This is a genomic window from Streptomyces sp. SS7 (assembly GCF_037993025.1).
Taxonomy (GTDB): Bacteria; Actinomycetota; Actinomycetes; order Streptomycetales; family Streptomycetaceae; genus Streptomyces.
In genome coordinates, this window is the sequence record NZ_CP141223.1 from 6,656,823 (window position 1) to 6,681,052 (window position 24,230).

A 24,230-nucleotide genomic window follows, 5' to 3' on the forward strand; every position below is an offset into this window, starting at 1 on the left:
GCCGCCCTCTTGGGCTGTCCCCACGCCTCCGCGAGGCAGCCTCGTCCTCACCAGGCACGCTCGCGGAGCTGGCCGAGGGGGACCCACCGTGCGTGGCGTATTTCGGGTGTCCGGTTTTCGATCACCTGATGTGGTGGTGATGGGCTAGGCAGATCGTTTCTCTCTGTTTTCATTGCATTACAGTCCGTGATCCCCGGCGTGTTCGGGGCCCTGGCGATCACGGAGGTAGGCATGAAGAAAGTAGTGCTCGGCTTGGCGGCGGCTGGGCTGGTGCTCAGTGCGGGGGTGACGGCGTTCGCGTCGCCGTCGAAGGGTGGCATCGAACTGCTCGAATCTGACGGCATCGCGTTCAGTCAAGGGTGGTACAAGTTCAACCGCCCTGGCGTCAATCACGGCGCCTTCGAGTGGTCGGGGCTTCTGACTGACGCAATGGCCAATGACGGTCACAACGTCTACGTCGACGTCAGGATCGAAGGTCACGACTGGGTGCGCTACTACGGCAAGCAGCGGCGCTCAGTTCGACTCCACAAGTCCAACTGGGCCGGTGCCCAGCGCTACACCGGCCATGCGAGGCTCCGGGCATGCCGAGACCGTGGCAGCCTGCGCCCGGACAACTGTGCAGCGGAGCAGATTCTCTCGCACAACTGGGACCGCGGCTGAGTCTGTCTGGCGTCGCGAGCCCAGCTGGGTGAATCTGGGCTCGGGCTCCTGATTGGAGAACGAGATCAATACGACAGAAGTCCTGACTGCCAGGGGAGTTGAACTCTTCTACGGAGAGACGCGGGCAGTCCGAAACGCAGAGATCTCCTTGCGGCGGGGGGAAGTAGCAGCGATTACGGGCCAAAGCGGATCCGGCAAGTCCTCGCTGCTGTACTGCCTGGCGGGTGTGTTGCCAGTGGCTCGCGGCGAGGTCTGCTTTGAAGGGCGCTCTCTCGGTGCACTTGACGACGAAGAGCTCAGCACCATTCGCCGCGAACGATTTGGCTTCGTCTTCCAATATGGCGAACTGCTGCCCGAATTGACCGTCGAGGAGAACACTGCGCTACCGCTTCGGTTGGCCGGTCAACGTAAAGCCGAAGCCCACGCTGCGGCCGGTGATGTACTGGGCAGGCTAGGGCTGGCGGATCTACGAGACCGCCGTCCGTCCCAGGTGTCCGGAGGGCAGAGCCAACGCGTAGCGGTAGCGCGTGCGTTGGTGCACAGGCCAGCCGTCGTGTTCGCAGACGAGCCCACCGGCTCGCTCGACAGTGCCAATGCCACTACCGTTCTGGAGGAGTTCCTCGCCCTAGCGCGGGCGCAGGGAACGGCTGTGGTGCTTGTGACGCATGACGCGCAGGTCGCAGCCCGGGCCGACACTCGCTACACCATGCGTGACGGCATGCTCGCGGCCCAGGTGCGGGAAGCGTCATGAAGGAACTACTCCTCGGCCTCAGGTTGCTGCTCGGTAGCGGCCGCGGCAACCGAGCCCGTTTCCTGCTGATGACATTGGGCAGCGCGATCGGCGTGTGCTGCCTGGCCGTCGTGCTCGCGATTCCCGGCATCCTGGCCGCACAGGACGCCCGCAAGGCGGCTCGTGAGCCTGACTGCTCGAATGGGATGGGTAGGTGCCTGTCGGCTAGCGGAAAGGGCTTGGCTCTCACCAGAGTGGACCCTTACGGTTCGGAGCCGCTCAACCGCATCTTTGTGGCGTTGGAGGGCAAGCCCATCGCTCCACCTCCCGGTCTGCCTGCACTTCCCGGCCCTGGCGAGGTGTTCGTTTCCCCTCGCCTTCATGCAGTGCTCAAGAGTGACCCTGGGCTAGCCAAGCTCCTGCCGGGGAAGGAAAGCGGGCTCATCTCGGCCGAGGGTTTGGCTCATCCCGATGAGCTCTTCGCATACATTGGTGCCACTCCGCAGTTACTCAAGGACGGCGGACACTTGACGGAATTCGGTCACTCCGAAACCGACTTTCCGACCGTGGAGCCTTCGACGCTCGACATCCTGCGCTTCACCATGGCGGGTGTCGTCCTGCTTCCGCTAGCTGTCTTCCTCTCCGTATGCGCTCGCTTGTCCGCCGCCTCACGGATGAGACGACTGGCAGCGTTGCGCCTGCTCGGGGTCAGTCGTAAGGGAACCCAGCGCGTCAACGCGGCCGAGACCGTCGCGGCCGCCTTGGGCGGGGCTGTTCTGGGCCTTGGGGCCTACTGGGTCGTCAATCAGATGGTTTCGCGGATCGGTCTGCCAGGCTTCAGGTGGTACCCAGCAGATGGATCCCTCTCCGGATCGACGCTCCTCGCCTGTCTCGTCGGGTGCCCGACGCTCGCCTGGTTCGTGGGCCTGATCGGAGCGAGGAAGGCCGCGGCGAACCCGCTCGAGGTACGTCGCAGTGCCGTGGAGAAGGCGCCACGATTGTGGGGGCTCCTGCCACTCGTTCCTGGACTCTGCATCGTCATCGGGTACTGCTTGGCCGGCGCGACGGGCAACGCGCCCTTGGACACCGGGCTCTCCTCGTTTCTGATGCCGCTCGCTGTCGTGCTGGTCGGCACCGGCCTGGTGCTGTCGCTGCCGGTCCTCTCTCGCGCCCTTGCTCGAAGGGTGGCCCGTTCCACGAGGTCGCTCTCCCTCGGCCTTGCGATGCGACGCAACGAGGTGGAACCGGGTGGGGCCTTACGGGTTGCCACGGGCTTGGTACTGCTGGTCTTCGCGGCGTCGCTCACGCAAGGCGTGCTCATCGAACTGGACCAAGTTTCGAAGAACACGGCGCCGGTTCAGCGCTATCGCATGGCACTGCAGGACGTTCCGGCGGGCAAGCTGTCGGCTCTCACAAGGTTGCCGGGCGTTCGAAGTCACGTGATTCAGACGCAATCTTGGACGGATCTCGAGCAGGAGGTCTCGCCAAGCATCCGTGCTGTCATCGCCAGCTGCGATCAGTTGCGCAAGGTGGCGACACTGCTCAAGGACTGCGTCGAGGGGCGTCCTGCTCGGTTGATGGTGCCTGGGTCCACCTACGACGAGACCAGCAAACCTGGCCGTCGCTTTCCCTTCCATCTGCGGAATGCGAAGGGGGAGCTGCAGGTCATGTCGGTCGCGGTGCCTCAGAGGACAGTCCAGTATCGGGACGACTTGGCAGTGGAAATGGCCATGAGCGGCACGGTCTTGCTTCCTCCGTCCTCCTTTCCTGCCGGGTTCCAGCCGGATGAAGCGGAACTGTCTCTCCTCAGCGCTTCCGCCCCGCAAACAGTGCTCTCGGTACTCGAAGGCATCGCGGAGGTCGACCCGACGATCGAGGTCGAAACGGTAGGGGTGGTCGTCACCTCCCTGCAGCAGATCACCGTCGTCAAGACCCTCCTCGCCGTGGGCATGGTCCTGGGCCTCGTCATCGGTGTCGCCGCCTATCTGGTCGCCGCCACCGACCGCGCGGTGGAACGGCGTTCTCAGGTCACCGCGCTGGCGCTGCTGGGCGCCCGGCCCCGGACGCTGCGGGCCGTTCAGGTCGCGCAGGTCGTGCTGCCCCTGGGCGTCGGTCTTCTCCTGGCCGTGGTGACAGGGAAGATGGCCGAGTCCAGTTACCTGGTGACCGGGGGCGGGGCCGTCTTCTGGGACGGTGCCGGGCTGCCGTTGTTGTTGGCGTCCGCTGTCGGTGTCGTCATGGTCGCGGCCATCGGTGCGTTGCCGCTCGTCGGCCGGCGTATCGACCCCGAACTCATCCGACGGGACTGACAGTCGGAAGGTGCGGAGAGGAGAGGGACGGCACCCAGCCCTGGGGTGTCGTCCCTCTGCGGTGTTGATGGCCCAAGGGGTGTTCCGGGCGGAGGGGCGCGTGGGCTCTGGGGCCGGTGCGTGGATCAGCCTCGCGCGTACCCCGGGGCGTACCCCTTGGTGTGGTGTGTGTGGGGAGTCCTCCGGCATGGGGGGCGTGTCCAGGTAGAACCACTCGGCTGTGGGGCCGGGGGGGTGGAGGTGTGTGGCGGGGGAGGAGGGTTGGTTCGGAGGGTGGGGCCGGGGTGCGTGTGCCTGGCAGCAGGAGTTCCCCCAGACGCCTTGCCTCGTTGCCGGGCGGTGAACTGTTAGAGCTGGCTGCGGCACGCGTGATCGAGGCGGATGCGGGCTTTGCCGGACTCGGCGGCCGACTCCGGGACCTCGATCACTAGCGGCAGGCGCAGGAAGGTCGCGTTGCCCGCCCTGACCACCTTCGCCGTGTCCTCCTCCAGGTGCTTGAGGGAGCCCCTCCAGTTGGCCGCGGGCGGGCGGCGCTGATGGCGTACGGAAGGATCGACGGTGACCCGGGTCGGCACTGACCCGGGTCACCGTGGGGCTCATCGCCCGCCGTTGGGGCTTCACCGTCACCGTGGGGCTCGCCGCCGCCCGGGGGGCCTATCCCTGCCAGTGGGATCACCGCCGCCCGGAAGCCCATCCCTGCCGGCGGGGCTCACCCCCGCCCCCGCCGGTGGGGAGGACAGGCCCCCGGAGCGGTGTCACCCCCGCCTGTCACACGCTCAGCCCGCTGCCCGTACCTCGTACGTTGCGATGCGTACCGTCTCGTCGTCCAGGCACTCCCCGGACACCAGGTCGAAGCGCTGCTTGAGCAGTGGTGAGGCGACGAACGGGCGGCCCCGGTGGGTGCCGGTCAGGCCGCGGGAGAGGACCGCCGCGCCGCCGAACGGGTCGCGGTTGTCGACGGCGTACAGCTCGCCCGCGCGGTCGCGGAAGAGGGCGACCTGGCGGCCGTCGGGCAGCAGCGCGGCCACGCCGCGGCCGGGGGTCAGCGCGGTCAGGTCGCAGACGGTGAACCAGTCCTCGTCGAGCAGGAGTTGGACCTTCAAGTCGGTCGTCTCGGGTGCCAGGGTCATCGCTGGGCGCTCCCTTCCAGGGGACGGTGGCCGATGGTCAGCAGCGGCAGGTCGGGCTTGATCTGGTCGCGCTCGGGGACGAAGCCGACGACCGGGTCGGGGGTGTCGGGCGCGTTGACGAAGGACACGAACCGGGCAAGCTTCTCGGGGTCGTTGATGGTGGTCGCCCACTCGTCCGCGTAGTGCGCCACATGGTCCGCCATCAGCGACTCCAACTCCTCGCAGATGCCGAGCGAGTCCTCCACGACCACGTCACGGACGTGGTCCAGGCCGCCGGGGATCCGCTCCAGCCAGGTGGAGGTGCGCTCCAGACGGTCCGCGGTGCGGATGTAGAACATCAGGAAGCGGTCGATCAGCCGGATCAGCTCGGCGTCGGAGAGGTCCTGGGCGAGCAGGTCCGCGTGGCGCGGGGTGGCGCCGCCGTTGCCGCCGACGTACAGGTTCCAGCCGTTGGAGGTGGCGATGACGCCGAAGTCCTTCGACTGGGCCTCGGCGCACTCGCGGGCGCAGCCCGAGACCGCGGACTTGAGCTTGTGGGGGGAGCGCAGGCCCCGGTAGCGCAGCTCCAGGTCGATCGCCATGCGGACGGAGTCCTGGACGCCGTAGCGGCACCAGGTCTGGCCCACGCAGGACTTGACGGTCCGCAGCGACTTTCCGTAGGCGTGCCCGGACTCGAAGCCGGCGTCCACCAACCGGGTCCAGATCAACGGGAGTTGTTCGACGCGAGCGCCGAACATGTCGATCCGCTGACCGCCGGTGATCTTCGTGTAGAGGCCGAAGTCGCGGGCGATCTCGCCGATCACGATCAGGCCCTCGGGGGTGATCTCGCCGCCGGGGATGCGCGGGACGACGGAGTACGAGCCGTTCTTCTGGAGGTTGGCGAGGAAGTGGTCGTTGCTGTCCTGGAGCGCCGCCTGCTCGCCCTCCAGGACATAGCCGCTCGCGCCGATCGTGGGGGCCAGCGAGGCGATGATCGAGGCGATGGCCGGCTTGCAGATCTCGCAGCCGTCGCCGCCCCGGGCCTCCTCGCGGCCGTACCGGTCCAGCAGGCCCTGGTAGGTGTTGATGCGCAGGGCGAGCACGATCTCGTACAGCTCCTCGCGGGTCTGGGAGAAGCAGCCGCACAGGCCCTTGTCGACCTCGACGCCGGACGCCTCCAGTTCGGCGGTGACCAGCTGGCCGAGGACCTTGACACAACTGCCGCAGCCCGTACCGGCCTTGGTGCACTTCTTGACCTCGGGCACGGTGGTGCAGGAGTGCTCGGTCACCGCGCCGCGGATCGCGCCCTTGCTGACGTTGTGGCAGGAGCAGATGATCGCGTCGTCGGGGAGGGCGGACGGGCCGAGCTGGGCGCCGCCGCTCGCGCCGGCCGGCAGGACCAGCGACTCGGGGGAGACCGGCGGGACGGACCCGGTGAAGGCCTTCAGCGTGCCGTACGCCTCGGCGTCGCCGACCAGGATGCCGCCGAGCAGGGTGCCGTCCCGGCCGATGACCAGCTTCTTGTACAGGCCCGCGCGGGAGTCGGAGTAGACGACGTCGAGGCAGTCGGCGGTGGTGCCGTGCGCGTCGCCGAAGGACGCCACGTCCACGCCGAGCAGCTTCAGCTTGGTGGACAGGTCGGCGCCGGTGAAGGCGGCCTCGTCGGCGGCGATGGTCGCCGCGGCCGTCTCGGCCTGCTCGTAGCCGGGGGCGACCAGGCCGTAGACCCGGCCGTCCGCCGCCAGCGCGCACTCGCCGATGGCGAAGACGTGCGGGTCGTTCGCCGTACGGCACTGCTCGTCGACCGCGATGCCGCCGCGCTCGCCGACGGTGAGGCCGCAGTCCCGGGCGAGGTGGTCCCGCGGCCGGACGCCGGCGCTGAACACCACCAGGTCGGTGGCGAGTTCGGAGCCGTCGGACAGCTTCATCCCGGTGACGGCACCGGTCTCGTCGACCACGATCTCCTGGGTGCCCACGCCCGTGTGGACGCTCAGGCCCATCTCCTCGATGGTGCGCAGCAGGGCCGCGCCGCCGCCCTCGTCGACCTGGACGGGCATCAGCCGGGGCGCGAACTCCACGATGTGGGAGGTGAGTCCGAGGCCCTTGAGGGCGCCGGCCGCCTCCAGGCCGAGCAGACCGCCGCCGACCACGGCACCCGTCGTCGCGGTCTTCGCGTACTCCTCGATCGCGAGGAGGTCCTCGATGGTGCGGTAGACGAAGCAGCCTTGGGCGTCCTTGTTCGGGACCGGCGGCACGAAGGGGAAGGAGCCGGTGGCGAGGACGAGGGTGTCGTAGGCGAAGACCTGACCGGACTGCGCGGTCACCGTCCGGGCCGCGCGGTCGACCGTGACGGCCGGGTCGCCGACGTACAGCTCGATGCCGTGGGCCGCGATGAACTCCATGTCGGTCAGGGAGAGGTCCTCGGCGGTCCTGCCCGAGAAGTACGAGGTGAGCGCCACGCGGTCGTACGCGGGGCGGGGCTCCTCGCAGAGCACGACCACGCGGTGCGTGGCGGTCAGGCCGCGCTCGGCGAGCGCCTCGAGGAAGCGCTGGCCGACCATGCCGTGGCCGACGAGCACGATCGTGGGGGTGGCCTCCGTGGCCTCCGGGGTGGCGGTCATCAGAAGCCTCCGTCGTTGGTGAGCAGGTGGAGCAGGGGGCCGCCGTCGGAGGGGAGCGGCTCTGCTCCCTCCCAGGCGCGTGCCAGCGCGCCGACGGTGCCGAGTTCGCCGACGAGGACCCCGCCGACCAGGCGGTCGTCGCGGACGACGACCTTGCGGTAGGTCCCGCGGGTGGCGTCGGCGAGCTGGACGACGTCGTCGCCGGGGCGCGGCTCGGTCTCGCCGAACGCGGCGAGGTCGAGGACGCCGTTCCCCGAGAGGGTGAGCCGGGTGAGGGCGCGGGTGCCGGTGTAGCGGGCGGCCGGGTCGCCGGCGAGCGACTCGGCGAGGATGTCGGCCTGTTCGAGCGCCGGGGCGGCGAGGCCGTACACGGTCCCGTCGTGCTGGGCGCAGTCCCCGATCGCGCGGATGTGCGGGTCGGAGGTGCGCAGCGCGTCGTCGACGAGGATGCCCTTGTGGACGGCGAGTCCCGCCTCCTTGGCGAGCCCGGCGCGCGGGGAGACCCCGCAGGCCAGCACCACCAGGTCGGCGTCGAGCGCGTAGCCGTCGGACATCTCCACGGAGCGGACCGCGCCGCCGACGCAGCGCACGTCGCGGACCCGGCACTCGGTGTGCACCTCGACGCCGAGGTCGGCGAGGTGCCGGCGCACCAGCCGCGAGGCGGCCGGGTCGAGCTGACGCTCCATCAGTCGCTCGGACTGCTGGGCGAGGACGACCTGGGCGCCGCGCGTGGCGAGGGCCCGGGCCGCGGACACCCCGAGGAGTCCGCCGCCGATGACGACCGCCCGCACGCCCGGCCGTACGGCCTTCGACAGCCCCAGGCAGTCGTCCAGGGTGCGGAACGCGTGGACGCCCTCCGGCAGCACGTGGTCCGGAGTGAACAGGCCGCGCAGGGGCGGCAGTACGGGGTTGGAGCCGGTGGCGAGGACCAGCGTGTCGTATGCGATCTCCGAGCCGTCCGCGCAGGTGAGGGTGCGCCGGGTGCGGTCGATGCCGGTGACCTTGGCCCGGAGCACTCCGGCGGGCGCGGGCAGCGCGATCACCTCGGGGGCGTACCGGCCGGCCAGCACCTCGGCGAGCAGGACCCGGTTGTACGGGCGGTGCTCCTCGTCGCCGACGAGCAGCGCGGGCACGCCCAGCTCACCGAGCCGGCGGACGAGTCGGACGCCCGCGAGGCCGGCGCCGATCACCACCACACGCGAATTCGAGGTCATGCCCATGAGCGTGCGGTGCGGAGGTTACCCGGTCGCATCACGGTTGTTTCCCGCGAGGAACGCTGCCCTCAGCGGGGGAGGGGCGGGGGTGTGAGGGTTCCCGAGGGGTGCGTGGCCTGCGCATTCATCCGGGCCGTCAGGGTCCTGACCATGCCCGACATACCCCTCGCCGTGGTCGCCCTCCTCTGCCTCGCCGCGCTCGCGGCCGGCTGGATCGACGCGGTGGTGGGCGGGGGAGGGCTGCTGCTCCTGCCGGTGCTGCTGCTCGGCCTGTCCGCCGGGACCCCGGCCGCTTCCGCGCTCGGCACCAACAAGGCGGTGGCGATCGTCGGCACCTCCGGCGCGGCGGATGGGGGCACCTCCCACGCCCTTCAGGCAGTGGGGGACTACGCCCGCAGGGCGCCGGTGGATGTGCGCACCGCCGTACGGATCGGTCTCGCGGCGCTCGCGGGGTCCTCGGCGGGGGCGTTCTTCGCGGCCGGGATGAGCACGGAGGTGCCGAAGCCGCTGATCATGGTGGTGCTGTTGCTGGTGGCCGCGTTCGCGATCCTGCGCCCCGCCTTCGGCACCGCCCCGGCCACCGGGCCCGCCACCCCGCCGCCAGGTCCTCGCCGCGATCGGCCTCGCGGGCCTCGGCATCGGCTTCTACGACGGTCTGATCGGCCCCGGCACCGGTACGTTCCTGGTGCTCGCCCTCACCGCGACCCTGCACCTCGATCTGGTCACCGCCTCGGCCACCGCGAAGATCGTCAACTGCTGTACCAACGCGGGCGCCCTCGCCACCTTCGCCTGGCAGGGCAGCGCGCTGCGGCAACTGGCCGCCCTGATGGCCGTCTTCAACCTCGCGGGCGGCACCCTGGGCGCCCGCACGGCCCTGAAGAAGGGCAGCGGGTTCGTGCGGGTGGTGCTGCTGACAGTGGTGTTCGCGCTGGTGGGGAATCTCGCCCGGCAGCAGTGGGTGGCCCGACCTCGGCTAGCCGCGGCTGCCGGTGAGGTGGGCGAAGACGACCACGTTGCCCTGGTAGCCGGTGGTCCTCGCGTAGGCGCCGCCGCAGGTGATGATCCGGAGTTCGGGGCGGGCGGCGGCGCCGTAGACCCTGGCGTCGGGGAAGCGGCGGGCGTCGTAGGCCTCCACCGCGTCCACGGTGAAGACGGCGACCGTGCCGTCGCGGCGGATTACCTCGACGGTGCTGTGCTTGCGCAGGGCGCCGAGGTCGTAGAAGACGGCGGGGCCGTCGGCGTTGTCGACGTGGCCCGCGACGATCGCGGTGCCCCGTTCGCCGGGGGTCGTCCCGGCCTCGTACCAGCCGGCCAGGTTCACGCGGTCGGCGGGCGGGGCGGCGAGGCTTCCCGCCGGGGTGAGGGACAGGCCGATCAGCGGGGCGTCGACCCGGAGGGCGGGGATACGGATCCGGGCGGGCGGGGACGGCGGAAGCGCCGGGGCGGAACGTATCGCCGTACTCCTGCCGGTGCCGGTGCCGGTGCCGGTGCCGCTACGGCCGCTGCTGGTACCCGTGCCCGTGCCCGTGCCCGTGTCGTCGCCCGAGTGCGCCTGGGCGGCCGTCGGCTGGGGCGGGGCGTGGGTCTCGGTGCCGTGGTGCAGCAGCCAGGTGCCCGCGCACAGGGAGGCCACGGTGACGGCGGCTATGAGGGTGTTGCCGACCCTGGGCATGCGGATTCCCGACCTCTCTGTCTACGGGGCGCCCCGTACCCCCCTCCGGGCCGCGAGGGGCGTCGGGCCCGGAGGGGGAGGGACATGCGGTACCGGTGGACGGACAGCGGAGGGTGTCCGTCAGGTCCCGTCGCCTCTCGCCCGGCGATGCAGGAGCCAGGTACCGCCCGCGGCGGCGACGGCGAGTGCCGCCACGCCGGCCGCGGTCTGCACGGGGTCGGGGCCGAGTGCGCCGCCGACCCCCGTCCTCACACTTCCGCGCGGGGCCACCGGTCGCCGCGCCGAGGCCAGCGCCACCACCAGGTCCCCGGTGAGCCGCGGGCCGCCCCGCGCGCACTGCGCGACGATCTCGTACGTCCCCGGCTGCGCGCTCGGCGGCACCCGGAACCCTCCGCTCGCCCCGTCCCGCTGCCCGCCCGGCACGAGGGTGAACCGGCCGGCGCCCACCGCGCCCGCGTCGCCCGCCGCCGTGCCGTCCGTGCCGCACGCGGAGGTGCGCACCATGACCGGGTTGCCGGGGACGACCCCGACGGGGCGGATCTCCAGGTCCGGGACCGCCTCGCGCGCCCCGTTCGCCGGGACGGCGATCCCGCCCGCGACGGCGACGGCGACGGCGAGCGCGGTGCCGGTGAGCAGACGGGTGGTAGGTCGCATCGGTGCTCCCTCGCGGCGCCTCGGATCGTGTCCCTTCGGGTCCCTGCCCTTTCGAGGTAAGTCCCCGCAGGGCGCCCGCGCTCCCCGAAGGGCTGTCAGGAATGGGGTGAACGGGTGTCGGGGCGCGCCGGGACCGAGGGGTGCGGGTGGCCGTTTCGGCAGGTCACCGGGGTGGGTCCGCAGGGCAGGGAAAGGGCGGTGGAAAAGGTGCCGCCAGGGGGTGTGAACGGGTGACCGTGAGCGGTCAGCGGCGGGCCGACCAGTCGCCGCCCGTCAGACGCTCGCCCCGTGCGCGCAGCCGGGCGGCCACCGCGGGGGCCGCCAGATAGACCCAGGCCCGCACCGGGCCCGCCTCCGTCCTCACCTCGCGGACCACCCGCTCGTACAGGCTGCGCGGATCGCCCGGCGTGTACTCCTCCAGCCGGTCCAGTTCGGCGAGCAGCCGCCGGTAGGCCCCGGGGCGGGCGGTCACGAGGTCGCCCGTGACGGTCCCGCCGGGTTCGTCGACGGCGTAGGGGTAGCCGGGGCCGTCGTAGAGCACGGCGTCCGTCAGCCGGGCCGGTTCCTCGCGCAGGGTGCGGCCGCGCAGGAAGAGGCCGTGGTTGACCTCGCCGGGGCGCAGGGTGCCGTAGACGAAGAACGGCAGGTGGGGCCGGGGCGGGGTGGTCGGGTCGCTCACGGGGACGATTCTCTCCCGGGCGGGTGCCTGCCGGGAGTGCCTCCCTTTCAACGCCCCCGCGCGGTTCCGGGGGCGCAGGCACTCTGGACATGACTTGTCATGCCCTCTTAAATCTCAGGACGGCATCAGGCACCGCTCTCAGGCACGACCTCAGGCACGACCTCAGGCACGACCTCTGCGCCACCCCCACACGCGCCCCCACGGCGCCCTTCCGAGGAGACCGAGCAGACTGATGAGTCGGATACGGCAGCACGTCCGAGGTTCCCGTCTCGCCACCGCCGGCATCGCCGTCACCACGGCGACCCTGCTGGCCGCCGTACTCTCCCCGGCCGCCGACGCGGCCGGCAGACCCACCCGCGCCACCGCGCTCGACCATGCCGCGGCCGCCCTCGTCGAGCACGCCGCGAGCCTGGGGCTGACCAGCCCCCAGGACACCGCCGTCCGGGACGTCGTCATCGACAAGGACGGCGCCCAGCACGTCCGCTACGACCGGACCTACCGCGAACTCCCCGTTCTCGGCGGCGACTTCGTCGTCCACCTGGCGCCCGACGGCACCTACCGCAGCGCGAACCGGGCGACCCGGGCGGCGATCTCGCTGCCCACCATCACCCCCGAGGTCTCCGCGCCCAGGGCCGCCGACGCCGCCGTGAACGCCCTGCGCGCGGCCGGCCTCGGCAAGACCCTCAAGCAGGTCAGGGCCAAGCCGCAGCTGGTCGTCGACGCCCTGCACGGCACCCCGAAGCTCGCCTGGCGCACCGACGCCGTCGGACTGGACTCCCTCGGCAACCCGGTCGCCCGCACGGTGCTGACCGACGCGCGCACCGGCGCCCAGATCGACGCCTGGGACTCCATCGAGACGGTGACCGGCGACGGCAAGTCCCTCTACGGCGGCACGGTGCCGCTGGAGACGACGCTCTCGGGATCGACGTACCAGCTCAAGGACCCCAACCGCGGGAACACGTACACCGGTGACGCGGCGAACAAGACCGACCTGTGCATCTTCGGCATCTGCATCAGCCGCGCGCCCGCGACGCTGTTCACCGACACCGACAACCACTGGGGCGCGGGCGCCTCCTCCGACCGCTCCACGGCCGCGGTCGACGCGCAGTACGGCACCAACGTGACCTGGGACTACTACAAGAACGTGCACGGCCGCAACGGCATCGGCAACGACGGCAAGGGCTCCTACAACCGCGTCCACTACGGCAACAGTTACAACAACGCCTTCTGGGACGACAGCTGCTTCTGCATGACCTACGGCGACGGCGACGGCACCCAGCTCGGTCCGCTGGTGGGGCTGGACGTGGCGGGGCACGAGATGTCCCACGGCGTGACCTCGAAGTCCGCCAACCTGACCTACTCGGGCGAGTCCGGCGGTCTGAACGAGGCCACCTCGGACATCTTCGGCAGCCTGGTCGAGTTCTACGCCAACAACGCCTCCGACACCGGCGACTACCTGATCGGCGAGAAGATCGTCCGCTCCGGCTTCGGCCGGGACGCCCTGCGGTACATGGACAAGCCCAGCAAGGACGGCAGCTCCGCCGACTACTGGAGCAGCTCGGTCGGCAACCTCGACGTCCACTACTCCTCGGGTGTCGCCAACCACTTCGCCTATCTGCTGGCGGAGGGCAGCGGCTCCAAGACCATCAACGGCGTCACCTACAACTCCCCGACGTACAACGGCTCCACGGTCACCGGGATCGGCCGGGACAAGCTGGGCGCCATCTGGTACCGGGCGCTGACGGTCTACATGACGTCGTCCACGAAGTACGCGGGCGCCCGGACGGCGACCCTCAACGCCGCCCGTGACCTCTACGGCTCCGGCAGCGCGGAGTACAACGCGGTCGCCGCCGCGTGGACCGCGGTGAACGTGAACTGATCCCGGCCGCAGGGCCGTTCGGTCCTGCACGGTGTGCGGGAGACGAGTGCGCCAGGTGAAGGGGGCGTGAAAACTACTCGCTTTCCCGCACACCGCACATCCGGTTAGGCTCCCTGCGCGCACGACCGGCGCGACCAGGGGGAACCGGGGGTAACAAGGCATGACCGAGGAAGCCGGGAGAGTCACGGCGACCGGGCGGGGGCCGAACGCATGGGTGCAGGTCATCTCGGCGTTCGTGGTGGTGGCGGCGCTGGCGGGGGGCCTGTGGAAGGCCCAGAAGGACCACGTCGCACGGGAGGACGCCGCCGCGGCGGCGCCCGTCGGGCCGATCTCCTGCTCGTCGTCGGCACCCACCGGGGTGCCGACGATGGTGCGGGCGGGGGTGAAGTACGTCTCCGCCAACCAGCTCTGCCAGGCGCTGAACCGCCCCGACCTGGCCGCCCTGCTCGGCACCCCGGGGGAGCGGGCGCTGTCGTACGGCGGTGACGACGACTCCGTCACCCTGGGCGGCAGTGACGTCCCGGTGCCGGAGATGAACGTCACGCTGCGCACGTACTCCGTCGAACTCTCGGCGTCCTTCGACCACTTCGCGGTCGAGGACATGGCCGACCTGCTGGGCGGCGACGCGCGCGAGCGGACCTTCCTCGGGCGCCCGGCGGTGCTGTACTCGGACCGGACGTACGCCTACTTCTGGGGCATCCGTCCCCCCGAGGACCGGGCCGCCAGTGCCCCCAGCCATCCCACCCGCCGGCTCGTCGTCGCCCGGGACCCGAAGGACGGCGGCGGCTCCTACGACATCGCCCTGTGGCGCCAGGACTCCGCGCGTCCGGACGACGCGGTGCTCCTGCGGCTCGCCGCGCGCATCCTGCCGACCCTGCCGGGGTGGGGCGGTTCCGGCTCCTGACGCACCGGCGGCCGGCACCCCGTGCGGGGTGCCGGCCGCCGTCGGCGGTGGCGGGGCTCAGACCACCGTCTCCCGCTCCTGCGGGGAGGACTCCTGCGGGGCGGCCTGCTGCGGGGCGGCATCTCGCGGGTCGGCTTCCAGTGGGGCGGGGGCCGGCTGCGGCGCCCGTCCGGGGTTGCGCATGACCAGCGCCGCCAGGACCGCCGCCGCCAGGGTGCCGATCGCGCCGACCGTGAAGGTCGTGGTCATCGACGCGGTGAACGCCTCGCGGGCCGCGTGGACCAGTTCCGGGTCGCCGGGCGCGCTCGCCAGGGCACCGGCGATCGAGCGGCGGGCGGCCTCGGGGGCGTCGGCCGGCATCCGCTCGGTGTAGCCGCCGGCGAGGAGGGAGCCGAGGATCGCGATCCCGAGGGCGGTGCCGGCCTGCTGGACGGTGTCGTTCAGGGCCGAGCCGACGCCCGCCTTGTCCTCGGGGATGGTGCCCATCAGCGCGCTCACCGCGGCCGGCATCGCCATGCCCGCGCCGAAGCCGAGCAGGCCCAGGGCGACGGCGGGGACGGTGAATCCGGAGCCGGCGTCGACCGTGGTCAGCAGGGCGAAGCAGGCGGCCATGACCAGCAGCCCGGCGACGACGACGCGCCGGTTGCCGGTCCGCGCCGCCAGCTTCACGCCGAGGGCGTTGCCGGCCAGCGCGGCGACGGCGAGCGGCAGGAAGGCCAGGCCCGCCTCGACGGGGGAGCGGCCGAGGACGAACTGCAGGTACTGGGTGAGGACCAGCAGCAGGCCGCCGTTGCCGATCTGGACGAGTGCCAGGGACAGCGAACCGCCGCTGAAGTCACGGTGTTTGAACAGGACCAGCGGGACCATGGGCGTCTCGGTGACGTTCTCCCAGACCACGAAGCCGGTCAGCGCGAGGACGGCCACCGCGAGGGAGAGGGCCGAGCGGCCGCCGAAGGCCCCGTGCTGCGGGATCTCGATGATCCACCAGACGAGCGCGGTCATGCCGACCGCCGACAGCACGGCGCCCAGCGGGTCCGGCTGCTGCCAGGGCGCGCGCGACTCCGGCATCAGGAGGACACCGGCGACGAGGGCCAGGGCGACTACGGGGACGTTCAGGAAGAAGATCGAGTGCCAGGAGAAGTGGTCGATCAGGACGCCGCCCAGCACCGGACTGCCGACCAGGCCGAGCATCGACACCGAGCCCCAGACCGCCATGGCCTTCCCGCGCTCCTCCTCGTCGAAGACCGTGATGAGGATGGAGAGGGTGGACGGCATGATCAGTGCGCCGCCCACGCCCATCGCGGTGCGGACGGCGATCACCTCGCCGGGGCTGGTGCAGACCGTCGCCGCGAGGGAGGCGGCGCCGAAGAGCACCAGGCCGATCAGCATCACCCGCCGGCGGCCGAAGCGGTCGCCGAGGCTGCCCGAGGTGAGCAGGAGGCCCGCGAAGACCAGGATGTAGGAGTCGAGGATCCACTGGGTGTCCTGGGCGCTCGCCCCTAGATCCTCGGTCATCGAGGGCACCGCGACGGTCAGGGCCATGCTGTCGATCGTCAGGACCAGCGTGCTCAGACACAGCACCACGAGGATCCACCAGCGGCGTGGAGTGCGGCTTTCCATGGAGGTCGGGTCCCTTCCCGTCGGGGTGCGTACGGTGTTCCGGACGACGCGTACACCGTTCCGCTCAGTGCGTACAGCGTTCTATGTGGTGCGTACGGCGTTCTGTGTGATGCGAACACTGTACGCACACAGGAACGGTGTGCGCAATGCTCGAACTCTGTACGCTTGAGGCGCACGACGTACGCCAGCCGTCCTTCGACCCCGATCCGGAGGGGACCTCATGGCCGCCGCCCGAACGAAGAACCCGAACCCCGTGCCCTCCGTCTGGACCCGGCAGAAACGCGAACCCGACCAGCCCTCGCTGAGCCGGGGCGCGATCGTGCGGGAGGCCGTCGCGATGCTGGACGCCGAGGGCATCGAGGCGCTGAGCATGCGCAAGCTCGGCGCCCGGCTGGGCGCGGGCGCGACGTCCTTGTACCGGCACGTGGCCACCAAGGACGAGCTGATGGAACTCGCGGTGGACGAGGTCGCGGCCGAGGTGCACGTCCCCGCGATCGAGGGCGCCGACTGGCGTGCGGCCGCCACGGGGGCCGCCGCCTCCTTCCGGGCCGCGGCCCTGCGGCACCCCTGGCTGTCCTCGGTCCTCGGGCAGGCGGGCCTCGCCTACCTCGGCCCCAATCTCATGGCCTTCTCCGAACGCCTCGCCGCCCTGTTCACGGCCGCCGGGTTCCCCGAGCCGAACCGGGCGGCCGAGCCGCTGCTCAGCTATGTCATCGGCATCAGCACCACCGAGGCGGCCTGGCTCACCACGGTCGCCCGTTCGGGCGAGACCGAGGCCGAGTTCCTCGCACGCCTCCTGCCCGCCGCCCGGCAGGCCGCCGCGCCCTACGAACACCTCGCGGTGGAGTACGCCGTCGAGACGGCCGACCCCGTCGCCCTGCGCGAGGAGAAGTTCCGCTACGGCCTGGAGACCGTCCTCGACGGCCTCGCCCTGCGTCTGCCCCGCTGAGCCCTACGGGGCTGAGCCCTACGGGGCGGCGATCTCCACCCGCACCGCGCACACCTTGAACTCCGGCATCCGTGAGGTCGGGTCCAGGGCCGGGTTGGTCAGGGTGTTGGCGCGGCCCTCGCCCGGCCAGTGGAACGGCATGAAGACCGTGTCCGGGCGGATCCCGGGAGTGATGCGGGCGGGCGCCACGGCCCGGCCGCGCCGGGACACGACGGCCACCGGATCGCCCTCGGCCGCCCCCAGCCGCGCCGCGAGCCGGGGGTGCAGCTCCACGAACGGGCCGGGCGCGGCGGCGTTCAGCTCGTCCACCCGGCGGGTCTGCGCGCCGGACTGGTACTGCGAGACGACCCGGCCGGTGGTGAGGAGCACCGGGTACTCCTCGTCCGGCTCCTCGGCGGCCGGCCGGTGCGAGACGGGCACGAACCGCGCCCGCCCGTCGGGCGTCGCGAACCGGTCGAGGAAGAGCCGCGGGGTGCCGGGATGCACCGGCCGCGCGGCCCCCGGCACGCGGTGCGCGACGCCGGGACCGTCCGCCCCGACGGTCTGAGCGGCGGGGCCATCGGGGGCGTCCGCGGCCGTGGGGTGCCGGGGCGCGGCCGGAGGCGTCGGCGGTGTGTCCTGGGCCGGTGTCGGGCACGGCCAGAACACGCCGTTCTCCTCCGTCAGGCGCCGGTAGGTGATCCCGGAGTAGTCCGCGATGCCGCCCGCGCTGGCCCGGCGCAGCTCCTCGAAGACCTCCTCGGGGTCGGTCGGGAAGCCCTTCTCCACGCCCAGCCGGTCCGCCAGTTCGTGCAGCACCTCCAGATCGCCGCGCACTCCGTCCGGCGGGGTCAGCGCCCGCCGGCGCAGCAGCACCCTGCCCTCCAGGCTGGTCGTCGTGCCCGTCTCCTCCGCCCACTGGGTGACCGGCAGGACCACGTCCGCGAGCGCCGCCGTCTCCGACAGCACCACGTCGCACACGGCGAGGAAGTCGAGCGACCTGATCCGCTCCTCCACATGCGCGGCCCGCGGCGCCGACACGACCGGGTTGGACCCCATCAGCAGCAGCGACTTCACGTCCGTGCCGAGCGCGTCCAGCAGTTCGTAGGCGCTGCGTCCCGGTCCGGGCAGCGTGTCGGGGTCGACGCCCCACACCTCGGCCACGTGCCGGCGCGCCGCCGGATCGTCCAGCTTGCGGTAGCCGGGCAGCTGGTCGGCCTTCTGGCCGTGCTCACGCCCGCCCTGCCCGTTGCCCTGGCCGGTGAGGCAGCCGTAGCCGGACAGCGGCCGGCCCGCGCGACCCGTGGCCAGACACAGGTTGATCCAGGCGCCGACCGTGTCGGTCCCCTTGGACTGCTGCTCGGGTCCGCGCGCGGTGAGCACCATCGCGGCCTCCGGCTCGCAGAACAGCCGTACGGTCTCCCGGAGTTCGGGAACGGACACCCCCGTGATCCGTTCCACGTACTCCGGCCAGTGCGCCATGGCCGCCGCGCGGGCGTCCTCCCAGCCGACGGTGCGTTCGGCGACGTACTCCTCGTCGACCCGCCCCTCGGCGACGACGAGGTGCAGCAGTCCGAGCGCCAGCGCGAGGTCGGTGCCCGGCCGCGGCGCCAGGTGCAGATCGGCCTGCTCGGCGGTCCGGGTGCGGCGCGGGTCGACGACGATCAGCGTGCCGCCGTTCTCCCGCAGTTCGTGGAGGAAGCGCAGGAAGGGCGGCATGGTCTCGGCGGGGTTCGACCCGACGAGGATCACGCACCCGGTGCGCGGGATGTCCTCCATCGGGAACGGCAGCCCCCGGTCCAGGCCGAACGCCTTGATGCCGCCCGCCGCCGCCGAGGACATGCAGAAGCGGCCGTTGTAGTCGATCTGCGAGGTGCCGAGCACCACGCGCGCGAACTTGCCGAGGGCGTACGCCTTCTCGTTCGTCAGCCCGCCACCGCCGAACACCCCGAGCGCGTCGGCGCCGTACGCGGACCGTACGCGGCTCAGCTCCCGGGCGGTCCGGTCCAGCGCCTCCTCCCAGGAGGCAGGCACGAGCGCGCCCCCGGAGCGCACCAACGGCGAGGTCAGCCGCACGCCCGGCGCGAGCACCGCGGGCGCGGTGCGGCCCTTGCCGCACAGCGCGCCCCGGTTCACCGGGAAGTCCGGGCGCTCGACCACCTCGACGCCCCCCGTGGGCAGGGGCGACAGGGCCATCCCGCACTGCAGGGCGCAGTACGGGCAGTGGGTGGGCGTCGAGGTGGTCCGCATGCGGTTCAGCGTGCGTCTCCCGTGTTACGCCCCGTGCGGTCTCCTGTTACGGCGGTGTGGTCGTGCCCTCCCCGGCGGGCGGGCGCCGGCGTGAGGGGTGCGTGAGGAGCGGGTGTGGCGCAAGACACCTCACGTGTCTCATTTTGTCCCGTAGTTGGCCGGTCTCACATGCTTGAGAGTGGAAAAGTCGCCACTACAGTCGAGAGACGCGTACGACCCGCACGGCATCGCACGACCGCACGGCGTTCGAAATCCCGGGCACGTCACGGCCCCGGACATGTCACCCGACACTCGAACCAGCCTGGAGGTCCCCCGACCATGCCTCTGCGCCATCTCACCCCCCATGACCGGCAGCTCTTCCTCCGGTACGGCTGCGGCCCCGCCGTCCCCGTCCCGGATCCGCTGATCCACCGGGCCGTCGAACGGCAGGCCGCAGCCCGGCCCCACGCGATCGCCGCCGAACACCAGGGCGCGACCCTCACCTACGGCGAACTGGACCGGTACGCCGACGCCGTCGCCGCCCGGCTGGCCCGCGAGGGCGTCCGCCCCGGCGATCACGTCGGACTCTTCGTCCGCCGCTCGATCCCGATGCTCGTCGGCGTCCTCGGCATCCTGAAAGCGGGCGCGGCCTACGTCCCCCAGGACGTCGGTCTCGCGCCGCGGGCCCAGCTCGACCACGTGGTGCGCACCGCCGCGACGGCCGTCGTCCTCACCCAGCGCGAGCACCTCGCGCGGGTGCCGGCCGGCCCCCGGGTGATCGCCCTGGACGACCCCCTGGAACCGGCTCCGGCGCCCCGTCCCCGGATCGCCCCCGACGACGGCTGCTACGTCCTGTTCACCTCCGGCACCACCGGCCGCCCCAACGGCGTGAAGGTCACCCACCGCAACGTCGCCAACATCCTGCTCACGGAGCCCGGTGCGCTCGGCATCCGCCCCGGCGACCGGGTGGCCCACCTCCTCAACGTGGCTTTCGACATGGCCGCCTGGGAGATCCTCGGCTGTCTGGCGAACGGCGCCACGCTCGTCGTCCGCGGCAAGGACATCGCGGCGGCCGCGCGCACCGCCACCGTGCTGATCGCCACCCCGACCGTGCTGTCCGGCATCGACCCGGCGGCCTGCCCCCGGGTACGCGCGGTGGCCGTCGCCGGGGAGCCCTGCCCCCGGCCGCTCGCCGACCGCTGGGCCCGCCGCGCGGCCTTCTTCAACTGCTGCGGCCCCACCGAGACCACCATCGTCAACACGATGAGCCGCCACGACCCGGCCGACCCGCTCCTCACCATCGGCCGCCCCACGCCCAACAACACGGTGTACGTCCTCGGCGCCGACCGCCGTCCGCTGCCCATCGGCGAGACCGGCGAGATGTGGGCGGGCGGTGACTGCGTCTCGGCGGGGTACCTCGGCGACGAGGCCCTCAACGCAGAGCGGTACGCCCCCGACCCCTTCCTCGGCGGCGGCCGGCTGATGTTCCGCACCCGCGACCTGGGCCGCTGGACCCCGGACGGCCGGCTGGAGCACCTCGGCCGCACCGACGACCAGGTCAAGGTGCGCGGCTTCCGGGTGGAGCTGGACTCGGTCTCCTCGGTCCTCGAGGGGCTCCCCGGCTGCACCCGGGCGGTGACCCTGCGGCGCGACGCCCGCAGCCTGGTCTCGTTCGTGTGCCCGGCGGACGTCGACCCGGACGCGGCCCGCCGCGCGGTCGCCGAGGCGCTGCCGTACTACTGCGTCCCCGATGATGTCATGCCCCTGACATCCTTGCCCGAGACCGACCGCGGCAAGATCGACAAACCGGCGCTGCTGCGGCTGGCCCAGGAACGGGCGTCGGTGTCCGAGGACCGGGTGACGGTGTCGGAGGGCCGGGACCGAGCGGCGGTGTCGGAGGACCGGGACCGGGTGACGGTCTCGGAGGACCGGGACCGAGCGGCGGTCTCCGAGTGCCAGGACCGGACGGCTGTCCCCGAGGACCGCGACCAGGACCGGGTGGCGGTGACCAGGACGGCAGTCTCCGAGGACCGGGACCGGGACCGGGACCGGGTGGCGGTGACCCGGTGACTACCTCCCTGGACCGCGCCTCCCTCGGACCGCCCCCGCTGCTGTCCGCGCCCCGCCGCCTCCTCAAGCACCCCCGCCTGATGCACTACAACCGCCTCGCGGCCCTGGTCCTCACCGTCAACGCGGCCTACGCGGGGCTCAGTCGGCCACTGGCCGACCGCTCCCTCGCCCACGCGGCCCTCGCGAACCTCGCCCTCGCCGTCCTCGTCCGCCAGCAGTACGTCGTCAACCTCCTCTTCAAGCTGGCGACTTCGGCCCCGACCCACTGGCCGCTCCGGCTGCGCTGGACGCTCGGCAAGGTCTACCACTTCGGAGGACTGCACGTGGGCGGGGCGCTGGCGGGCGCCGTCTGGTTCCTGGCGCTCACCCTGCGGACACGGAACGGGCCCTTGCTGGCGGTGAGCTGGACCCTGGTGGCACTCCTGGCCCTGATCGTGGCGACCGCCCTGCCGGCCTTCCGCTCCCGGCGGCACGACACCTTCGAGAAGGTGCACCGCTTCGGCGGCTGGACCGCCCTCGCCCTGTTCTGGGCGCACACCCTGATGTCGGCGCCCGGCCCCGTGCCGGTGGCGGTGCTCGCGGTCGTCACCTTCAGCGTCGCGCTGCCCTGGCTGCGGCTGCGCAGGGTCGCCGTGCGCATCGAACGCCCCTCCCCGCACGTGGCGTTGGCCCGCTTCGACTACGGCGAGACCCCGTTCGCCGGCTCCTCCACCGCCATCAGCCGCAGCCCGCTGAGGGAGTGGCACTCCTTCGCCAACGTGCCGGCCCCCGGCGAGTCCGGCTTCCGGCTCACCATCTCGCGGGCCGGCGACTGGACCGGCTCCTTCATCGACGACCGGCCCGCGACGGTCTGGACGAAAGGCATCACCACGGCCGGCGTCGCCAACATCGAGGTCCTCTTCCGCAAGGTGGTGTACGTGGCGACCGGCAGCGGCATCGGCCCCTGCCTGCCCCATCTGCTCGCCGCCGAGGTCCCCTCCCGGCTCGTCTGGGCCACTCGCGACCCGCGCGCGACCTACGGCGACGCCCTCGTCGACGAGATCCTCGCCGTCCAGCCGCACGCCGTCGTCTGGGACACCTCCCGCGACGGCAAGCCCGACATGGTGGCCCTCGCGTACGCCGCCTACCGGGACTTCGGGGCGGAGGCGGTGATCTGCATCTCCAACAAGAAGCTGACCTGGCAGGTCGTGCACGGGCTGGAACGGCGCGGGATTCCGGCCTACGGCGCGATCTGGGACTCGTGAGAGGAGCCGTCGGGATGACGAACCTGAAGCTGGAGCGCGAGGGCGCGGTGGTGACCGTGACCCTGCACCGCCCGCACGTCCTCAACGCCCTGGACTCGGCGCTGCTGATCGAACTCATGGACGTACTAAGGCCGTTGGAGGACGACCCCAGCGTCGGCTGTGTGGTCCTCACCGGCTCCGGGCGGGCGTTCGCCGCGGGCGCCGACATCCGGGAGATGGCCGACCGGACGGCCGTCGAGATGATGGACGCGGACTGGTTCGGCGGCTGGGAGGACTTCGCCGACCTGCGCCTGCCGAAGATCGCCGCGGTGGAGGGGTACGCCCTGGGCGGCGGCTGCGAGCTGGCGATGATGTGCGACCTGGTGATCGCGGGGGAGTCCGCGGTGTTCGGCCAGCCGGAGATCGCCCTCGGGGTGATCCCCGGCATCGGCGGTACCCAGCGGCTGACCCGCCTGGTCGGCCGCGCCAAGGCGATGGACCTGGTCCTCACGGGCCGCACCATGGACGCCGCCGAGGCGGAACGCGCGGGCCTGGTCTCCCGCGTCGTCCCGGACGGCCGGGTCCTCACCGAGGCCCTGGCGGCGGCCGCGACGATCGCCTCGTACGGCCGGCTCGCGGTCCGCGCGGCCCGGGAGTGCGTGGACCGGGCCCTGGAGACCGGCCTGCGCGACGGCGTCCGCCACGAACGGCGCGTCTTCCACGCCCTGTTCGCGACCCAGGACCAGAAGGAGGGCATGACGGCGTTCCTGGAGAAGCGCCCGCCGGTGTTCCGGGGCCGCTGACGACCGGGGGCGGGAGCGGCGGCCTCCTCTCCCGCCCCCGGTCACTTCCCCGCCGCGAGCGCCCGCGCCACGCCCTTCTCCTGGGGGCCGAGGAACCGCGGATCCGGTTCGAACAGCGCGTCCAGGGCCGCCTTGCCGGCCGCGAAGATCTCCCGGGTGCCCCCGTAGTACCAGGTCACGTCGTGCTTGGCGTCGACGCCGACACCGTAGGAGTCGACCCCCGCCGCCTCGCACAGGGCGACCGCCCGCCGGATGTGGAAGCCCTGGCTGATCAGCACCGCCCGGTCCACCCCGAAGATCTTCCTGGCGCGGACACAGGAGTCCCAGGTGTCGAAGCCGGCGTAGTCGCTGACGATCCGCCCGTCCGGCACCCCGTGCCGGGTCAGGTAGGCGCGCATCGCGTCCGGCTCGTCGTAGTCCTCGCGGCTGTTGTCGCCGGTGACCAGGACGACCTCGATCCGGCCCGCCCGGTACAGCTCCGCCGCCGCGTCGAGCCGGTGCGCCAGGTACGGCGAGGGCTCGCCGTCCCACAGTCCGGCCCCGAAGACCACGGCGACCTCGCGGCGCGGCGCCCCCGCCGTCGTACCGATCCGGTCGCCCGTGGACACGAACAGCCAGGTGGCCGGCAGCAGCGCGAGCACACACCCGGCCATCACCGTCTGCACCAGCCGGCGCCGCCCGGTCCGGGTGCGCGGCAGCCGCGGTCGACGGATCTTCATGAGGTGCCCCCTGCGTGCGTCCGGGTCGCGTGGATCGGAGTCGGAATCCCGTTCGACCAGGAAAGACGCAACGTACGGTGATCCGGTTCGCTCCCGCCCCGGAGGTTCCCCCCGCCCCGGACCTCACGGCGCCCCGGGGCCCGCCGTGAGCGCCCGGAAAATACTCGTGACGGTCAGGCAACGGGGGTGCAACCTCGCCCCGCGACG

General features: G+C 72.0%; 19 protein-coding genes and 1 pseudogene. 10 read left to right on the forward strand and 10 right to left on the reverse strand.

Annotation, left to right across the window (positions count from 1 at the left end):
* Positions 1 to 186: 186 nt before the first annotated feature.
* From U5640_RS30665 to U5640_RS30675, 3 genes are read left to right on the forward strand one after another with little or no spacing between them, the layout of a single operon-like run.
* The gene (locus U5640_RS30665; RefSeq protein WP_340379753.1) at positions 187 to 660 is read left to right on the forward strand and encodes a hypothetical protein; all 474 of its coding nucleotides are present in this window, start codon (positions 187 to 189) and stop codon (positions 658 to 660) included.
* A 52-nt stretch (positions 661 to 712) separates the two neighbouring features.
* On the forward strand, positions 713 to 1,411 hold the full coding sequence (locus tag U5640_RS30670; protein ID WP_340379756.1) for an ABC transporter ATP-binding protein: 699 nt from the start codon (positions 713 to 715) through the stop codon (positions 1,409 to 1,411).
* Positions 1,408 to 3,699 (forward strand): FtsX-like permease family protein, encoded by a 2,292-nt coding sequence (locus tag U5640_RS30675; protein WP_340379757.1) that lies wholly within the window; start codon positions 1,408 to 1,410, stop codon positions 3,697 to 3,699. The genes U5640_RS30670 and U5640_RS30675 overlap by 4 nt, the downstream gene beginning before the upstream one ends.
* 347 nt (positions 3,700 to 4,046) lie before the next feature.
* Here the strand turns inward: U5640_RS30675 and U5640_RS30680 are convergent, their stop codons facing one another.
* The 4 genes from U5640_RS30680 to U5640_RS30695 all read right to left on the reverse strand — a co-directional run bounded on the left by U5640_RS30680 (position 4,047) and on the right by U5640_RS30695 (position 8,643).
* A complete protein-coding gene (locus U5640_RS30680; protein WP_340379759.1) occupies positions 4,047 to 4,274 on the reverse strand; it encodes a hypothetical protein in 228 nt (75 codons plus the stop codon).
* 201 nt (positions 4,275 to 4,475) lie between these two features.
* Positions 4,476 to 4,829, reverse strand: coding sequence for a nitrite reductase small subunit NirD (gene nirD, locus U5640_RS30685; protein WP_340379761.1), 354 nt, complete (start codon positions 4,827 to 4,829; stop codon positions 4,476 to 4,478).
* Positions 4,826 to 7,429, reverse strand: a complete 2,604-nt coding sequence (gene nirB, locus U5640_RS30690; RefSeq protein WP_340379763.1) for a nitrite reductase large subunit NirB — start codon at positions 7,427 to 7,429, stop codon at positions 4,826 to 4,828. The genes nirD and nirB overlap by 4 nt, the downstream gene beginning before the upstream one ends.
* The gene (locus tag U5640_RS30695; RefSeq protein WP_340379765.1) at positions 7,429 to 8,643 is read right to left on the reverse strand and encodes an FAD-dependent oxidoreductase; all 1,215 of its coding nucleotides are present in this window, start codon (positions 8,641 to 8,643) and stop codon (positions 7,429 to 7,431) included. The genes nirB and U5640_RS30695 overlap by 1 nt, the downstream gene beginning before the upstream one ends.
* A 150-nt stretch (positions 8,644 to 8,793) precedes the next feature.
* On the opposite strand from U5640_RS30695, the pseudogene U5640_RS30700 reads away from it, so the two are divergent.
* Positions 8,794 to 9,607: pseudogene (locus U5640_RS30700) on the forward strand (sulfite exporter TauE/SafE family protein); the annotation flags it as partial.
* A gap of 9 nt (positions 9,608 to 9,616) precedes the next feature.
* On the opposite strand, the gene U5640_RS30705 reads toward U5640_RS30700, so the two are convergent.
* From U5640_RS30705 to U5640_RS30715, 3 genes are all read right to left on the reverse strand, one after another.
* The gene (locus U5640_RS30705; RefSeq protein ID WP_340379767.1) at positions 9,617 to 10,315 is read right to left on the reverse strand and encodes a class F sortase; all 699 of its coding nucleotides are present in this window, start codon (positions 10,313 to 10,315) and stop codon (positions 9,617 to 9,619) included.
* Positions 10,316 to 10,435: 120 nt separating this feature from the next.
* A complete protein-coding gene (locus tag U5640_RS30710; RefSeq protein WP_340379769.1) occupies positions 10,436 to 10,969 on the reverse strand; it encodes a hypothetical protein in 534 nt (177 codons plus the stop codon).
* Between the two features lie 244 nt (positions 10,970 to 11,213).
* Positions 11,214 to 11,648 (reverse strand): gamma-glutamylcyclotransferase family protein, encoded by a 435-nt coding sequence (locus U5640_RS30715; protein ID WP_340379771.1) that lies wholly within the window; start codon positions 11,646 to 11,648, stop codon positions 11,214 to 11,216.
* A 232-nt stretch (positions 11,649 to 11,880) separates the two neighbouring features.
* Here U5640_RS30715 and U5640_RS30720 point away from each other — a divergent pair, with 232 nt between their 5' ends.
* A complete protein-coding gene (locus U5640_RS30720) occupies positions 11,881 to 13,527 on the forward strand; it encodes a M4 family metallopeptidase (protein ID WP_340379773.1) in 1,647 nt (548 codons plus the stop codon).
* A 160-nt stretch (positions 13,528 to 13,687) separates the two neighbouring features.
* Positions 13,688 to 14,431, forward strand: a complete 744-nt coding sequence (locus U5640_RS30725) for a DUF6215 domain-containing protein (protein ID WP_340379775.1) — start codon at positions 13,688 to 13,690, stop codon at positions 14,429 to 14,431.
* Between the two features lie 57 nt (positions 14,432 to 14,488).
* Here the strand turns inward: U5640_RS30725 and U5640_RS30730 are convergent, their stop codons facing one another.
* Positions 14,489 to 16,051, reverse strand: a complete 1,563-nt coding sequence (locus U5640_RS30730; RefSeq protein WP_340379777.1) for an MFS transporter — start codon at positions 16,049 to 16,051, stop codon at positions 14,489 to 14,491.
* A gap of 220 nt (positions 16,052 to 16,271) precedes the next feature.
* On the opposite strand from U5640_RS30730, the gene U5640_RS30735 reads away from it, so the two are divergent.
* Complete coding sequence (locus U5640_RS30735) at positions 16,272 to 17,000, forward strand: TetR/AcrR family transcriptional regulator (RefSeq protein ID WP_340379779.1); 729 nt, start codon at positions 16,272 to 16,274, stop codon at positions 16,998 to 17,000.
* An 18-nt stretch (positions 17,001 to 17,018) separates the two neighbouring features.
* Here the strand turns inward: U5640_RS30735 and U5640_RS30740 are convergent, their stop codons facing one another.
* On the reverse strand, positions 17,019 to 19,229 hold the full coding sequence (locus U5640_RS30740) for a molybdopterin oxidoreductase family protein (protein WP_340379781.1): 2,211 nt from the start codon (positions 19,227 to 19,229) through the stop codon (positions 17,019 to 17,021).
* A 318-nt stretch (positions 19,230 to 19,547) separates the two neighbouring features.
* Between U5640_RS30740 and U5640_RS30745 the strand changes: the two genes are divergently transcribed.
* From U5640_RS30745 to U5640_RS30755, 3 genes are read left to right on the forward strand one after another with little or no spacing between them, the layout of a single operon-like run.
* Positions 19,548 to 21,278 (forward strand): amino acid adenylation domain-containing protein, encoded by a 1,731-nt coding sequence (locus U5640_RS30745; RefSeq protein ID WP_340379783.1) that lies wholly within the window; start codon positions 19,548 to 19,550, stop codon positions 21,276 to 21,278.
* Positions 21,275 to 22,522 carry a hypothetical protein gene (locus tag U5640_RS30750; protein WP_340379785.1) on the forward strand — a complete coding sequence of 416 codons (1,248 nt, stop codon included), beginning with the start codon at positions 21,275 to 21,277 and terminating at the stop codon, positions 22,520 to 22,522. The genes U5640_RS30745 and U5640_RS30750 overlap by 4 nt, the downstream gene beginning before the upstream one ends.
* Before the next feature lie 14 nt (positions 22,523 to 22,536).
* Positions 22,537 to 23,304, forward strand: coding sequence for an enoyl-CoA hydratase-related protein (locus tag U5640_RS30755; protein WP_340379787.1), 768 nt, complete (start codon positions 22,537 to 22,539; stop codon positions 23,302 to 23,304).
* Between the two features lie 41 nt (positions 23,305 to 23,345).
* Here U5640_RS30755 and U5640_RS30760 read toward each other — a convergent pair whose 3' ends face one another.
* The gene (locus U5640_RS30760; RefSeq protein ID WP_340379789.1) at positions 23,346 to 24,023 is read right to left on the reverse strand and encodes an ElyC/SanA/YdcF family protein; all 678 of its coding nucleotides are present in this window, start codon (positions 24,021 to 24,023) and stop codon (positions 23,346 to 23,348) included.
* Positions 24,024 to 24,230: the final 207 nt, after the last annotated feature.